A 14,199-nucleotide genomic window follows, 5' to 3' on the forward strand; every position below is an offset into this window, starting at 1 on the left:
GCCCGGCACTACCCTTACGGATGCTCTGTGCACCGGAACGGGATCTGCGCTGTGGTAGTGTCGGCCGCTGGCCGGCATCACCCCCAGGCCGACCACGCATACGGATACTCGCCAATCTGCCCAGCAAGACCGGCGCGTACCGGATTCCCCAGGATGTACAGCGCCTGCCGCGCCAGCGACTCTTCGGTCCTCACTGCATGATCGAAGTAGCCGGGCTGCCACACCGTACATCGACGGCCCGCCAAGCGATTCAGGGAAAGGGCGCTTGACGATTTCATCCGGCGCGCGATGTCGGGAAGGTCAGCTGCACGTAGCTCGAACATCCAGTGGACGTGATCCGGCATGACGACCCATGCGTGTGACCGTACGAGCCCGCGCTGTTCGATGTAGTGGAACTGGTCGATTACACATGCTGCTGCAGCTTCGCTTTCAAGGAGCCGGCTGCGCTGGTGTGTCGTGGTTGTCAGAACGTAGACCTGGCCGATGATCGAGTGACGGCCCAGGCGAAGGCGATGGCTGCTCATGCCCCATGGTGGGTCGATCATTGCGCGTTGGCTGTCGGGCCATGGCTCGACGGGGGTTGGGAGATGTCTGAAGGTGAATGAGGTTGCCGGCCAGCGGCCGGCACTACCACTGCCGGCAGGCGGCCGTCGGGGCTCAGCCGCGCAGGGTGGCGCCACCGTCCACGTACAGGTCGCTCATCGCTACGTGCCCGGCCTGCTCGGAGAGCAGGAACATCACCGACTGCGCGATGTCTTCCGGCGTGGCGAGTTTGCGCAGTGGAATGCCGGCCTTGTAGGTCTCAAGGCTGCCGACGATCACCCGTTCGGCGCCGTGCTCGTCCTGCCACATGCCGGTCTGCATCGGGGTCAGCGTGGACCCCGGGGCGACGATGTTGCAGCGGATGCCCAATGGCGCCAGCTCCAGCCCGAGGCAGCGGGTGAACATCGTGGCGGCGGCCTTGGACGCAGCATACGCCGCCATGCCGTGCCGCGGCACGCCAGCCGCATTCGAGCTGACGGTAACGATTGCGCCCTGCCGGCGCGGTGACATCACCCGCGCCAGCGCACGACCGACATGGAACACGCCATCGGCATTGACCGCGAATACACGGCGCCAGTCGTCGTCGCCGGTCTCGGTGACACCGCCCACATGCAGTACGCCGGCCACGCTGGCGGCCAACATGATCGGTCCGATGCTGGACTCGACCTGGTCCACCAGGGCGTCCACGGCGGCACTGTCGGTCACGTCCAGCGCAAAGGGGTGCACACGCACATCTGCCGTAGCAGGCGCCTCGCGATCGGTCGCCACCACGGTGCAACCGGCCACGGCCAGAAACCGTACCAGTGCCTCGCCGATGCCGCCGGCAGCGCCGGTCACCAGCGCCACGCGACCTTCAAAGCCGGTCAACTGCATGTTGCGATCTCCTGTTGCTCGTCCCATTGGCGCAGCCGCGCCGACAACCACGGCGCCAGCTGCGCCACCGCATCGCGGCCGGTCAGTTCTGCATGCAGAAACGGCAGTTCCAACGACTGCACCCTGCGCGCGTGTGCCCGCCACAACGCCGACTGCAACTGTGGCCGCGCCTGGTGATCCCGGCCCGCACGCACATGCACCAGCGTGCCATCGAACGGCCGGTGGATATGTTCACGGATCAGTCGATTGGTGCCGGTCACTGCGCGCACCACGCCATCGAGCACCACATCCGGCAAGCTGCCGAGTGCACTGCCACCACGTCGCAGGAACGCGAGAATGCGTTCCCGGCTGTCCAGTTCCGGATGCGCATCCGGGTCATGACCGGCAATCGCCAGCAGTGCCCGCAATGCAGCGATGGCATCGGGTTCCGGCTCGGCCCGCCAGCACTCGCTGGGATAGGCGTCCAGCAGCACCAGCTCTCCGACGTCGCGGCCGATCTCATGCAGCCGCACCGCCATCGCCTGGGCCAGGATGCCGCCCACCGACCAGCCCAGCAGATGCACCGGCCCCTTCGGCTGTAGTGCGACCACGCGCTGTACGTAATCGTTGGCCATCGCCTCGATGCTGCTCGGCAGTGGCAGCCGCGCGTCCAGTGCCGGCGACTGCAGGCCATACACCGGGCGGGCTGGTTGCAGTGCCCGGGCCAGGGTGCGGTAGTTCCAGGCGATGCCACCGGCCGGGTGCAGCACGAACAGCGGCGTGGACCCGGCCGCTTCGGTCGCGGCCAGCGCGATTACCGGCCCCAGTGCGTGATCGGCCAGCGCGGGCGGCTCGGCAATGCGAACTGCCAGCGCGGCCACGGTGGGCTGGGCAAACAAGGCACCCAGACCCAGATCACAGCGCCAGCGCTGCTCGATGGCCAGCAGCAGGTGCACCGCCGACAGCGAGTCACCGCCGAGACTGAAGAAGTCCGCATCCACCACCACCGGCGCCTCACGCCCAAGCGCCTGTGCGAACAGCAACGCCAGCTCCTCTTCCAACGGCGTGCGCGGCGCCAAGCCGGCAACTTCAAGTTGCGGTGGCTTCGGCAATGCGTTGCGGTCGAGCTTGCCGTTGGCGGTCACCGGCCAGTAGTCCACGCCGACAAACGCCGAGGGCACCATGTAATCCGGCACGCGCGTGGCCAGGTGGCTGCGCAGCATGACGGGGTCGGCAAGCGCGGTTGGCACATAGGCCACCAGCCGGGCATCGCCGGGCGCGTCCTGGCGCAGCAGTACTTCCACGCGCTCCATGCCAGGCAGCTCGCGCAGTGCCGCCTCGATCTCGCCCAGCTCGATGCGCAGGCCGCGCAGTTTCACCTGATGGTCGCTGCGGCCCAGGTACTCGACCGCGCCGTCGGCGCGCCAGCGCGCCACGTCGCCGGTGCGATAGATGCGTTCGCCAGGCAGGAACGGATCGGCGAGGAAGCGCTCGGCGGTCAGGTCCTCGCGACCGAGATAGCCGCGCGCCAGCTGCACACCGCCCAGGTACAGGTCACCGGCCACACCGACCGGCACCGGCTGCATCCGGGCGTCCAGCACGTACAGGCGGGTGTTCCAGACCGGGAACCCGATCGGCACCGGCCGCGAGAGATCCTGCGCCGGCGCCGGCCAATAGCTGACGTCCACGGCCGCTTCGGTCGGGCCATACAGGTTGTGCAACTCGGCGTGCACGCGCGCGTGGAAGCGGTCGCGCAACGCGGCGTCCAGCGCCTCGCCACTGGTGAATACCCGTCGCAGCTGCAGGCCTTCGGAGGCCGGTGCAGCGAGGAAGGCATCGAGCATCGACGGCACGAAATGCGCCGTGGTGATGCCATGCCCGCGGATCAGCCGCGCCAGTTCGGTGGGGTCGCGATGCGCATCGGGCCCGGCAACCACCAGCGTGGCCCCGCACAGCAACGGCAGGAAGAACTCCCAGACCGACACATCGAAGGTGGCCGGGGTTTTCTGCAGCACGCGGTCATCGGCGCGGATGCAGTAGTGCTCGCGCATCCACAGCAAGCGGTTGACGATGGCACGGTGTTCGACGACCACGCCCTTCGGCTCGCCGGTCGAACCGGAGGTATAGATCACATAGGCCGCATCGCTGGGCGCCGGATCGGCCCACGGCGCGGCGAAGCTCAGCGCGGTCCACTGCTCCGGCGCGAGCACCGGTACGCCGGCCATGCGCGCCGAAACCTCCGCCGCAGCCAGAACGCACACCGGCTGCGCCGAGGCGAAGATGCGCGCCAGCCGCTCGTCGGGATGGGCAAGGTCCAGCGGCAGGTAGGCCGCGCCTGCGCGCAGCACCGCGACCAGCGCGATCACCAGCTCCAGCGAGCGCGGCAACGCCACCGCCACCACGCTGCCCGGGCCGACATCCATCGCCCGCAGCTGTGCCGCCAGCGCGAAACTGCGCGCTTCCAGCGTTACGTAGTCCAGCGTAGTGTCGCCGAACACCAGCGCTGGAGTGTGCGGATCCCGATCCATGCCCTGCTGCAGCAATTCAACCAGTGTGGTCTCAGGAAGCGCGTGCGCGGTGGCATTGAAACCGTGCAGCACCTGCTGCACCTCGTCGGTCGTCGCCAGAGGTACGGCTGCGATATCGTCAGCCTGCAGTGCCGCCGACACGAAATGCAGCAACCGTGCCGCGTGTGCCTCGACATCCTCGCGACTGTACAGCGCGGGATTGGCCTCGATCTCCAGATCCAGCAGACGCTGGCCATCGCCACGGAAGCCCAGCGTCAGGTCATCCACCGGCCCGGTGCAGAGCACCTCCAGCGTCGCCTGCACGCCCGTCAGCGCCAGCGGCTTGTAGAACGGCTGCACATTCACCATGGGACCGTGCAGGCGCTGCTGCGCGCCCACCAGGCCCAGATCCCGGCGCAGTTGCTCGCCTCGGTAACGGCCGTGCTTGCGCCCTTGGCTGAGCTGCCGGCCCAGGCTGCGGGTAAAGGATTCGACGCTGCCCTCGCCGGCGGCCACGCGCAGCGGCAACACATTCATCACCATCGCCGGTACCCGTGCCGACGCGTTGCCGAGCCGGCCCATGTAGGGCACGCCCAGCACCACTTCATCGGCCGCGCTCATCCGCCGCAGGTACTCGGCCGACAACGCGGCCAGCACGTCTGGCCAGGGCTGCAACCAACGTACCGATGCCTGCAGCAACTGCTCACGGAATGCCGCATCGAGCGGCTGCACCCAGCGCAGCGCGTCGTCACTGGCCGCGAGCGTACCGGCCAGGCCCATGCCCGCCGGTGCACCCTGCATGTGCTCGCGCCACCATTGCCCGGCCTGCGTGCGGCGCGGGTCGGCACGATAAGCAGCATCGTCGGCCAGCACCCCCGCCAGCCCCGGCAGAGGCTCACCCGTACGACCGGCATACAACGCGCACACGCGATCAGTGAACAGCGCCATGCCGTAACCATCGGCCGCCAGGTGATGCACGCGCAGGTACCAGACCCAACGCTGCCCGCCCAGTTCAAGCAGCACCTGCTGGCTGATCCGGTCCCGGGTGGGATCGACCGGGCTCAGCCGGTCGGCGTGCATCAGGTTGTGTGCCGCAGCGGCGGGATCCGCCTCGGTAGAAACATCGCGCACCGAAAGCAACGGCACGTGTGCCGTGTCATGCCACTGCAGCGGCTGGCCATCGGCACCTTCGGCAAAGCGCAATGCGAAGGCCTCGGCCTCGCAGGCAGCCTGGTCTGCGGCTGCGACGAACGCGGCCACGTCCAGCGGGCCGTCGATCCATACCGCGTGCGCGGTATTGAATGACGGATTGTCCGGTGCCAGCCGCTGTGCGAACCACAGCCCGGCCTGGGCCTCGGTCAACGCCACCGGCGTGGCCAGCGCTGCGGCGTTCATGCGTTCTGCGCGGCCTGCAGTTGCTGCACCACACCCCACCACTGGCGCAGCGTGGTGTGCTCGGCCAACTGCGAGAACTCGAGCGGAAGGCCGGTGTTGCCCCAGGCCAGGACCAGGCCGAGCATGCGCATTGAATCCAGGTCCAGGTCGATCAGGTTGTCGTCGTCACCGATCTCGGCCGGCGTGCACTCCAGCACGCGCGCTACGTCGGCGCGCATCCGCTCCAGACCAAGCGCCTCACCCATGGCAGCCATCACAGCACCTCCAGCAGCTGATCGGTGGTCATCGGCACACCACAGGTGCGCGCGATCCAGTGCAGCGCCTGATCGTGATCGGCACGCGAGAAGTCCGCCACCGCATCGGCGGCGATGAAGGCCTCGATGTCACGCTGGAAGGCCTCGACCACGGTCGCGGTGCAGCCGATATGGGCGTACACGCCCGTCACCAGCAGCTGGTCACGGCCGCGCACCCGCATCAGCGTTTCAAGGTTGCTGCGCTGGAACGCGCTGTAGCGGTGCTTCACCAGCACGTGCTCCCCTGGCTGCGGTGCCAGTGCTTCGATGATGGGTTCGTGATCGGCGCTGCGGCGCATGCCCGGCCCCCACAGGTCAGCCTGAAGGCCACGGTCACGGCGGTCCTGGTCGCCATGCTGAGCGGTGTAGAACACCGGAATGCCGTGCGCGCGGCAATGCGCCAGCAGGCGTGCGATGTTGTCCACGGCCGGCCGCAGCGGCGCCTTGCCGGCGTCGAATGCGGCCAGGAAGTAACGCTGCATGTCGTGCACCAGCAGCGCGACACGATCGCGCCGGGGGCGCCAGGGGCCACGCGCCTGCGGCAGTTCAGCGGCAGTCGGCAAGGGGTAATCGGTGATACGGGGCAGCGCCATCAGCGCGTTCCTCCTGTCTGTTGCAGATGACGCGCACGCAGCTGCGCGCGCAGTTCGCGGCGGCTGATCTTGCCGACCGCGGTGGTATCGAAGCTGTCGACGAACACGATCTGGTCGGGCACCTTGAATGCGGCCAGGCCGCGCCCGCGCATCCAGGACTTCAGAGCCGGTGCCTTGAACGGCTCGCCCTGCGGAATCACGAAGGCGCAGCTGCGCTCGCCCAAGTACTCGTCGGGAATGGAGACCACGGCCGCATCGAACACGCCCGGATGTGCCAGCAAGTGATCCTCGATCTCTTCGGCAGAGATCTTCTCGCCCGCCCGGTTGATGTGGTCACCCGCACGCCCCTGTACCACCAGGTAGCCACCGGGCAGCTGCTGCACACGGTCGCCGGTACGATAGAAGCCGTCGTCGGTGAACGAGCGCGCATTGGCCACCGCATCGTTGTGGTAGCCGCGGATGGTGTACGGGCCACGGGTGAGCAGATGCCCTACCTCGCCTTCGGCCACCGGCTGGTCATGGTCATCGACCACGCGCACTTCATCATCCGGACTGATCGGCCGGCCCTGGCAGGCGACGATCAGTTCCTCCGGGTCATCCAGCCGTGTGTAGTTGACCAGGCCTTCGGCCATGCCGAACACCTGCTGCAGCGTGCAGCCAAGGCCGTCGATCACCCGTCGTGCGGCTTCCGGCACCAGTTTGGCGCCGCCCACCTGCAGTACCCGCAGGCTGGACAGGTCATGCCTGCTGGTGGCGGCGGCCTGCGCCCACAGCAACGCCAGCGGCGGCACCAGCCCACAGCAGGTCACCCGCTCCCGTGCGATCAGCGGGAAGGCCGCATCCGGGCCGGGGCCCGGGCTGAGCACCACGCGGGCGCCGGCGTACAACGCGCCGAAGAAACCGGGCGAGCTCATCGGGAAATTGTGCGCGGCCGGCAGCGCGACCAGATAGACGCTGTCGCGGTCGATGCCGCAGATTTGATTGCTGGCACGGAACGAATAGATGTAGTCGTCGTGCGTGCGTGGAATCAGCTTGGACAGCCCGGTGCTGCCTCCGGAAATCTGCAGGAACGCCACCGACTGCGGGTCCGGATCGGACGGCAGCTGGCTGCGATCGCCCTGCAGTGCCTCCAGCGCGATGAACTCCGCCGCATCGCCGTCGATCACCACATGGCGAACCGCCGGCACTTCGGCCTGCAGCGCCCTTGCCAACCCGCGATGATCGAAGCCATCGTGCAGTATGGTGGTGATGTAGGCACTGGCTTCCGCCTTGTTGGCGAAGTGGACCAGCTCGGTGATGCGGTGCGCCGGCAACGCATACACCGGCACCAGGCCGGCGCGGAACAGGCCGCAGACCGTGGCGATGAACCCGGCGGTATTGCCCAGCTGCACCAGCACCCGTTCGCCAGGTTGCAGGCCGAGCGCCAGCAGGCCCCCACCGATGCGGCCTGCCTCATGCCACAGCTGCGCGTAGCTCAGGCGTACGTCGCCGGCGACCACCGCGATGTCATCGGCATAGCGTTCTGCACGCTCGCGCAGGAAACCCGGGAAGGTCTCGCCACGCCAGTGACCGGCTTCGCGATAGCGTGCCACCAGCGTGTCGGGCCACACCTGCTGCAGCGGCAGGCGGGAAGCGTCAGTGGAGGTACTCATGCGGCAGGCTCGATGGCGGGCGCGGATTCATGGACACCCAGCGCGTTCAACAGGGCAGCGAACTTCGCTGCGGTTTCGGCCACCTCGGCCTCGGGGTGTGACTCGGCGACGATGCCGGCACCGGCATACAGGCGCAGCTGCGTGCCCTGCAGGCGCGCGCAGCGGATCGCCACGTACCAGTCGCCGTCACCCTGCGCGTCCAACCAACCCACGGCGCCGGCATAGAAGCCACGCGGCACCGGTTCCAGCTCGCGGATGCGCTGCAGCGCCGCCAACCGCGGCGTACCGCAGACCGCCGGCGTAGGGTGCAGCTGCGCCAGCAGTTCGGCGGCTGACGTCTGCGGATCCTTCAGCGTGGCGTGGATGCGGGTGCCCAAGTGCCACATGCTGGCGGTGGCATGCAGCACAGGGCGCGGCTGCGCATCGATGTGGCTGCAGTACGGTGCCAGGCCTTCGACGATGGCTTCGACCACGTGGCGGTGCTCGTCGTGGTCCTTGGTCGAGGCCAGCAGCGCCTGCGCCGCATGCTCGTCCTCGGCGGCATCGGCACTGCGCCGCGCGGAACCGGCCAGCGGATGCGACAACAGTTCGGCGCCTCGCTTGCGCAGCAGCAGTTCCGGCGTCGCGCCCACCAGCCAGGCCGGCGCCTGGCCCAGCTCCACCGGAAGCGGCACCGCGTAGGTCGCCACCGACGGATCCGCGCCCAAACGTGCCAGCAGCACGTCCGGAGAAAGCACCTGGCGGGTGCGTGCCAGCAGGCTGCGCGCCAGCACCACCTTATGCAGGTTCTGCTCGGGCGCACGCAAGGCCTGCACTGCCGCAGCGACTGCAGCGGCATAGTCCTGCGGCACAGGTTCGGCACGCAGGGCGCCGTCCAGCGGCGGTGCGGCCTGCGGCTGCAGTGCCAGCACCGGCAGCAGGCGCTCGGGCTGGTAAAGCGCATCGTCCGCACGCGGCTCGAACGGCACCGCGCCAACCAGCAGGCCCGGGCCGCCACGCTGCTGGGCAAAGAACTCCGAAACGCGTTCTGCCAACGTCGCCAGTGCACCGGCTGGCAACGTGGCGCGGCAACCGCGGGCGTGCACGTGCTGGCCGGCATGCTGCAGCAGGAACAGCGGCGCGTCGTCGGTGCTCTCCTGTGGTGCTGGCGCAGCCTCCGGCCACGTGCCCTGCATCAGGGAATCGTTCATGGGGTCTCCTTCATCCGATGCGCTGCGGCCAGCGCGCACAGCAACAGCAGCAGCGCGCCCACCAGCAGGTAAGGCAGGCTTGGCCCGCCGCGATACAACAGCGTGCCGAGCATCGGCCCGGCCACCATGCCCAGCCCCTGCGCGGCCGCCACGGTGCCTGCGGCGCCGCCCTGCTCGTGCGCCTCTACCGCATCGGCGGCCAGCGCCTGGAACGAGGGGAATACGAAGCCCATGCCGAACGCAGCCAGCGCATACGCCGCCGGCAATTGCCAGGCCTGCTGCACGCCCGCCACCGAAGTGAAGCCGATGCCGGAAATGAGAGCGCCGAGGACGATCCAGCGACGTGGATGCACCTCCAGCTTCATCACCAGCGCCTGCGCCAGGATCAGGCCGACGCCAACGGCGGTGAGTGCAATGCCGGCCATGCGCGCGCCGGTCGCCGCATCCAGACCCAGGCGATCAATTGCGAAGAAGCCGACCGTGACCTGCGCGATGGTCACCGAGACCATGGCGATGAACGCTGCCAGCTGCGGCAGGCACAGGCGCACGTCGAGGCGGCTCATCGGCGTTCGGCGCTTTGCGGACGCGCCCACCACGGGCGGTGTAGCCGGCAGGCGCCAGGCCAGCAATGCCAGTGCCAGCAACGGCAGCAGCGCGGCCACATACAGCGCCAGCGAGAGATTCGTATAGGCCAGCCAGCCAGCGGCGGCCGGGCCGAGCACCATGCCCAATGCATTTGCGCTGCCCAGCCGCGCGAGGAATTTTGCACGCTGTCCGGTGGGTGCCTTGTCGGCGATCAGGGCCGCAGCGGTGGGCGGCACTGCGGCGTAGAACAAGCCGATCAGGCCACGCGCTCCCACCAGCACCAGTACCGATACCAGCACCGGCGGCACCGCCTGCAGGGCAACGTCGATGAACACCGCCAGCGCGATGTAGACGACGGTGCAGGCAGTCATCGCCAGCATCAACACGCGCTTGCGGCCGATGCGGTCGCTGAGCTGGCCCCACGGGCGCGCAGCCAGCATCCACAACACGCCTGCGGCGGTAACCGACAGGCCGGCATGCCACTCGGACAGCCCGAGCATGCGGACCACCGGACCGATCACGGCGACGAAGGACATCATCGCCATGGTGCCGATCAGGGCGGCCAATACCAGCGCCGGTAAGCCGGGAACGACGGGACGTGCGTGCATGGAACACCAGCCGTAACAGGAAGGGATCGCCGGGCGCACCTGCGCCCCGCCCGGCGCCGGCCCTGCTCAGGACCGGACGCCACCCTCAAATGATAACGGCTCGTATTTGCCTTTGATACCCATTCTCTTGAACGGGCACGCAACAGCGACTTCAGCGCGCCGCGCGCAGGCCCAACAGGCCACGGCGCTTGAACCACCATTCCAATGGCAGCGTCACCAGCGGCGGGATGGCTGCCAGTAGCGCCAGCGCACTGGCCCACCACGGCCAGCGCAGTCGTACCGCCGCGAACAGCGTGACTGCCACATAGAGCAGGAACGCCACGCCGTGCAGGGGTCCGAACAGCTTCACCAGCGCCACGTTGGCCATCGGGCCGTACTTCATCCACATGCCGATGAGCAGGCCGGCCCAGGTCACAGCCTCGATGAAAGCGACCGCGGCGAACAGGCGTCCGGTCGGGTGCATGGGGGAAGGTTGGGTCACGCGGGGCTCCGGCAGCGGGGTATCAATGCGAATGATACGCAGATGCACGCCGCGGCAGGTAGCGCCGGGCATGCCCGGCGGGCGCACCGTCATCAGCAACACGGCGTGTCCAACAAGGTGGACACCTACCGAAGCACATCCGGCAGCACCTGCTCTCCAATTTCGCGCAACACCGCGTCCATCGGCCTCCCGTTGTCGACCAGGTTGAACATCACGTGCCCCACGCCCTGCGCATGCACGCGCAGCAGGTAGTCACGCAAGCCGTCGCGGCCGACCTTCAGGCCCAGTGGCAGCGGCTCGGGCGGTGCCTGCGGATCGGCCTGCAGATCCAGCAGCATCGACTGCACGAACGGCTTGCCTGGCCCAGCGCCTTGCGCCTGCGCCTGTTGCCACAGGCCGATGCGCCCTTCCTGCGCGGCCTCTTCGCGGTGATAGGTGGCCCAGCCTTCGGCTTCGCGTGCGATCCACTGCAGGCTCTGCCGCGCAGTGCCCACCACCAGCATCGGAATGCGCGTGGCCGGGGCCGGCAGTACGTCGAAGCCACCGGTGGCTTGCACTACCGCGACCCTTTCTTCAGCCTCCGGTGACAACGCCGCGCGCAGCAAGGTCCAGCGCTCACGGAACGTCGCCGCCCTGCCCTCCAGGTATTCGCCGAATGCCGCGAACTCTTCCGGCCGATCGCCAGACCCGAGGCCCAGCACGAAGCGGCCGTCGCTGATCCGGTCCAGGCTCAAGGCCGACTTCGCCACCTGCAGCGGATGGCGTAATGGCAGCACGATGGCCGCGCTGCCGACCACGATGCGCTCGGTCGCCGCAGCCAGCATGCCCAGCCACAGGAACGGGTCGTCCAACGCGCTCGTTGTCGCGTCCGGACCCTGCGGCACCATCAGCGGCACGTCGCGCGTCCACAACGCGGCAAAGCCCAGGTCATCGGCCAGTCGCGCGATACGTCGCGCCTCACGCGGATCGGCCAACCCATGCGACGCCACGGGCGTCATCAGGCCCAGGCTCAGACCCTGCTGCGGAAACAAGGCAGCGTACGCGGGATTGAAATCACTCATGCCGCCAGCTTAGCGTGAAGGCCTGCGGCAACAATGACGCGCCGCCCACCACCGGAAGAACACTGCATGCCGACGATCCGCCCTGCCCACGTCGATGACCTGCCCGCGATGAGCGCGGTGTGCCTGGCTGCCTTCACTGCGGCGGTCGCACCTTCGCTCAGCGCGGCCGGCATCGCCACCTTCGGCAGCGTCGCCGCGGCCGAAGCGTTCGGCGCGCGCCTACACGGCGACAACCACATCCTGGTGGCCGAGCAGGACGGCCGCGTCGTCGGCGTGATCGAACTGAAGGAAGGCCGGCACCTGGCGATGCTGTTCGTCGATCCCGGCTACCAGGGCCAGGGCATCGGCCATGCTTTGTTCGACGCGGTGCTCCCGCAGGTGCGCGAGCCGATCCTGACCGTGCGCGCCTCACTCAATGCAGTGCCAACCTACCTGCGCTATGGCTTCGTGCTGGACGGCGACGTCGGCGAGTTCAATGGGCTGGTGTATCAGCAGATGGTGCGGGCAGCGGCTTGAAGGCATCCGCCGGCCAATGCCCGGCGGGCGTCATGCCCTGCGGCACGCCCGTCATAAGCAAACTGAATCAGCAGGCTCCCCGGCCGTTCCTACAATGGCCTGTCACCCTGCCCTTCGAGATGCTGCCGATGCGCGTCGCGCTTTCTATGTTGCTGCTGGCTTCGGCGCTGAGCGCCTGCACCCCGGCCCCGGTGTCCATCGCCAACTCCGCCGAGGTGCCCGCGCCGGCCAAGGCAATCGCCTGGCGCCAGGGCGATGTCGATGATGCCTTCGCCGAGGCCGCCGACAGCGGCAAGCCGGTGCTGCTGTACTGGGGCGCCGTCTGGTGCCCACCGTGCAACCAGCTCAAGGCGGGCCTGTTCAAGGACCCGGCCTTCATCGCGCTGACCAGCAAATTCGTTCCCGTCTACCTGGATGGCGACGAGGAAGGTGCGCAGGCCTGGGGCGAACGCTTCGGCGTACGCGGCTATCCCACCCTGATCGTGCTGGACCCAAAGCGCAACGAAATCACCCGCGTGGCCGGCGGCAATGATGCCACCGAACTGACCCGGGCACTGACCGTCGCCGCAGGCCGCCGCGGTGCTGTTGCCGCCACCTTGGCCACCGCGTTGGCAACGCCGGACCGACTGGCCGCAGAAGACTGGCAGGTGCTGGGCGACTACGGCTGGGAAGTGGACGCCAACCGCCTGGCCGGCGAGCGCAGCAGCGAGGATGTGCTGCGCCAGTTGTCCAAGGCCGCACCCGACGCTGCCCTGCAGCGCCGCTTCTCTCTGCTGGCCTTGGCAACGGCCGAAAAGCCCGATGCCTCGCCCACCGAAGTACGCGAGCTGCTGCAGGCCGTGCTGGCGCAGCCCGCCGAAGTCCGCCGCAACCGTGAGTTGCTGGGCTATGCAGGCGTGCAGCTGGTCAAGCAGGCCAGTGCCGGGCCGGCCACCAGCAACACGCTGGGACAGCAGCTGCTGGTGGCATTGGAGCGGGCAGACGCCGAGCGCGGCGACCGCGCCGACGACGCATTGTCGCGTGCGTTGACCGAAGTGTCGCTGGCCCGCCAGCAGCAGCCGAAGGGCGCATTGCCCGCGGCCCTGGTTGATCGGGTCAAGCAGCGCGTGGCTGCTGCCGACGCTGCCGCCACCGATGCGCATGCGCGCCAGGCCACGATCAGCAGCGCGGTCTACGCACTACGCCAGGTCGGCGACGACGCAGGCGCCGAGTCGCTGTTGCTGGCGGAACTGAAGCGCAGCGAACAGCCGTACTACTACATGCCCGAGCTGGCCGAACTGGCCGAGCAGCGCGGCGACACCGCCGGTGCGCTGGAGTGGTTGAAGCGTGCCTACGACGGCGCGCAGGGCCCGGCCACCCGCGTGCAGTGGGGCGTGCTGTACGTGGAGGGCCTGCTGAAGCTGGCGCCGGACGACGCACCACGCATCGAGCAGGCCACCGCCTCGCTGATCGCCGAACTGGAAGCGCAGCCTTCCGGTTACCACCAGCGTACCCGCCAGCGTTTCGAACGCCTGGCAGGACAGTTGAAGACGTGGAGCGGCAAGCACCAGGGCGCGGAGACGCTGGCGCGGCTGCAGCAGAGGATGCAGCAGGCGTGCGGCGATCAGGTAGATGGCGCGTGCAAGGATTGGTTGAGTTGAGTTGATGAAAACGCTGGCGGCGGGTTCGCATGCCGGCGCTTTTGTTGATATCGGTTGTGGCGGGGGGAGGGGCTGTCCGGGACACGCCGTAAACCCATCCTTGAAGTGACCCCCGGGAGTTGGACGCCAGATCCAACCCCGAGGGATACATGAACAGATACGACGCTCGTTTCAAACTGCAGGTCGCCAAAGAGGCCTGCAAGACCTCCACATCAGTCAAAGCCGTTGCTCGTCGCCACAGCCTGGAGGCCTCCACGGTCAGGCGCTGGGTGGCGACCTATCG

At 68.3% G+C, this 14,199-nt stretch carries 13 protein-coding genes; 3 read left to right on the forward strand and 10 right to left on the reverse strand.

What is annotated here, in order from left to right:
- Positions 1 to 77: 77 nt before the first annotated feature.
- The 10 genes from O0J15_RS17930 to O0J15_RS17975 all read right to left on the reverse strand — a co-directional run bounded on the left by O0J15_RS17930 (position 78) and on the right by O0J15_RS17975 (position 11,760).
- Positions 78 to 524, reverse strand: coding sequence for a transposase (locus tag O0J15_RS17930; protein WP_111102401.1), 447 nt, complete (start codon positions 522 to 524; stop codon positions 78 to 80).
- A 133-nt stretch (positions 525 to 657) separates the two neighbouring features.
- Positions 658 to 1,416, reverse strand: coding sequence for a 2,3-dihydro-2,3-dihydroxybenzoate dehydrogenase (locus O0J15_RS17935; RefSeq protein ID WP_308306059.1), 759 nt, complete (start codon positions 1,414 to 1,416; stop codon positions 658 to 660).
- Positions 1,407 to 5,297, reverse strand: a complete 3,891-nt coding sequence (locus tag O0J15_RS17940; RefSeq protein WP_308306060.1) for an enterobactin synthase subunit F — start codon at positions 5,295 to 5,297, stop codon at positions 1,407 to 1,409. The genes O0J15_RS17935 and O0J15_RS17940 overlap by 10 nt, the downstream gene beginning before the upstream one ends.
- Positions 5,294 to 5,551: a phosphopantetheine-binding protein gene (locus O0J15_RS17945; protein WP_308306061.1), complete on the reverse strand. Its 258-nt coding sequence runs from the start codon at positions 5,549 to 5,551 to the stop codon at positions 5,294 to 5,296. The genes O0J15_RS17940 and O0J15_RS17945 overlap by 4 nt, the downstream gene beginning before the upstream one ends.
- Positions 5,551 to 6,183 carry an isochorismatase family protein gene (locus O0J15_RS17950; RefSeq protein ID WP_021204249.1) on the reverse strand — a complete coding sequence of 211 codons (633 nt, stop codon included), beginning with the start codon at positions 6,181 to 6,183 and terminating at the stop codon, positions 5,551 to 5,553. Before O0J15_RS17950 ends, O0J15_RS17945 begins: the two co-directional genes overlap by 1 nt.
- A complete protein-coding gene (locus O0J15_RS17955) occupies positions 6,183 to 7,835 on the reverse strand; it encodes an AMP-binding protein (protein WP_308306062.1) in 1,653 nt (550 codons plus the stop codon). Before O0J15_RS17955 ends, O0J15_RS17950 begins: the two co-directional genes overlap by 1 nt.
- On the reverse strand, positions 7,832 to 9,025 hold the full coding sequence (locus O0J15_RS17960; RefSeq protein WP_308306063.1) for an isochorismate synthase: 1,194 nt from the start codon (positions 9,023 to 9,025) through the stop codon (positions 7,832 to 7,834). The genes O0J15_RS17955 and O0J15_RS17960 overlap by 4 nt, the downstream gene beginning before the upstream one ends.
- Complete coding sequence (locus O0J15_RS17965; RefSeq protein ID WP_308306064.1) at positions 9,022 to 10,218, reverse strand: MFS transporter; 1,197 nt, start codon at positions 10,216 to 10,218, stop codon at positions 9,022 to 9,024. Before O0J15_RS17965 ends, O0J15_RS17960 begins: the two co-directional genes overlap by 4 nt.
- Positions 10,219 to 10,369: 151 nt before the next feature.
- On the reverse strand, positions 10,370 to 10,681 hold the full coding sequence (locus O0J15_RS17970) for a DUF3817 domain-containing protein (protein ID WP_308306066.1): 312 nt from the start codon (positions 10,679 to 10,681) through the stop codon (positions 10,370 to 10,372).
- A 143-nt stretch (positions 10,682 to 10,824) separates the two neighbouring features.
- Positions 10,825 to 11,760, reverse strand: a complete 936-nt coding sequence (locus O0J15_RS17975; protein WP_155029701.1) for a TIGR03571 family LLM class oxidoreductase — start codon at positions 11,758 to 11,760, stop codon at positions 10,825 to 10,827.
- A 66-nt stretch (positions 11,761 to 11,826) separates the two neighbouring features.
- Between O0J15_RS17975 and O0J15_RS17980 the strand changes: the two genes are divergently transcribed.
- The 3 genes from O0J15_RS17980 to O0J15_RS17990 all read left to right on the forward strand — a co-directional run.
- Positions 11,827 to 12,276 (forward strand): GNAT family N-acetyltransferase, encoded by a 450-nt coding sequence (locus tag O0J15_RS17980; protein ID WP_180876654.1) that lies wholly within the window; start codon positions 11,827 to 11,829, stop codon positions 12,274 to 12,276.
- A 119-nt stretch (positions 12,277 to 12,395) separates the two neighbouring features.
- A complete protein-coding gene (locus tag O0J15_RS17985; RefSeq protein WP_308306065.1) occupies positions 12,396 to 13,916 on the forward strand; it encodes a thioredoxin family protein in 1,521 nt (506 codons plus the stop codon).
- A 149-nt stretch (positions 13,917 to 14,065) separates the two neighbouring features.
- The coding region (locus tag O0J15_RS17990) for a transposase (RefSeq protein WP_180877632.1) at positions 14,066 to 14,199 on the forward strand (134 nt) is incomplete at its 3' end.

It is taken from the genome of Stenotrophomonas sp. Sm10 (assembly GCF_030985515.1).
GTDB lineage: Bacteria > Pseudomonadota > Gammaproteobacteria > Xanthomonadales > Xanthomonadaceae > Stenotrophomonas > Stenotrophomonas hibiscicola.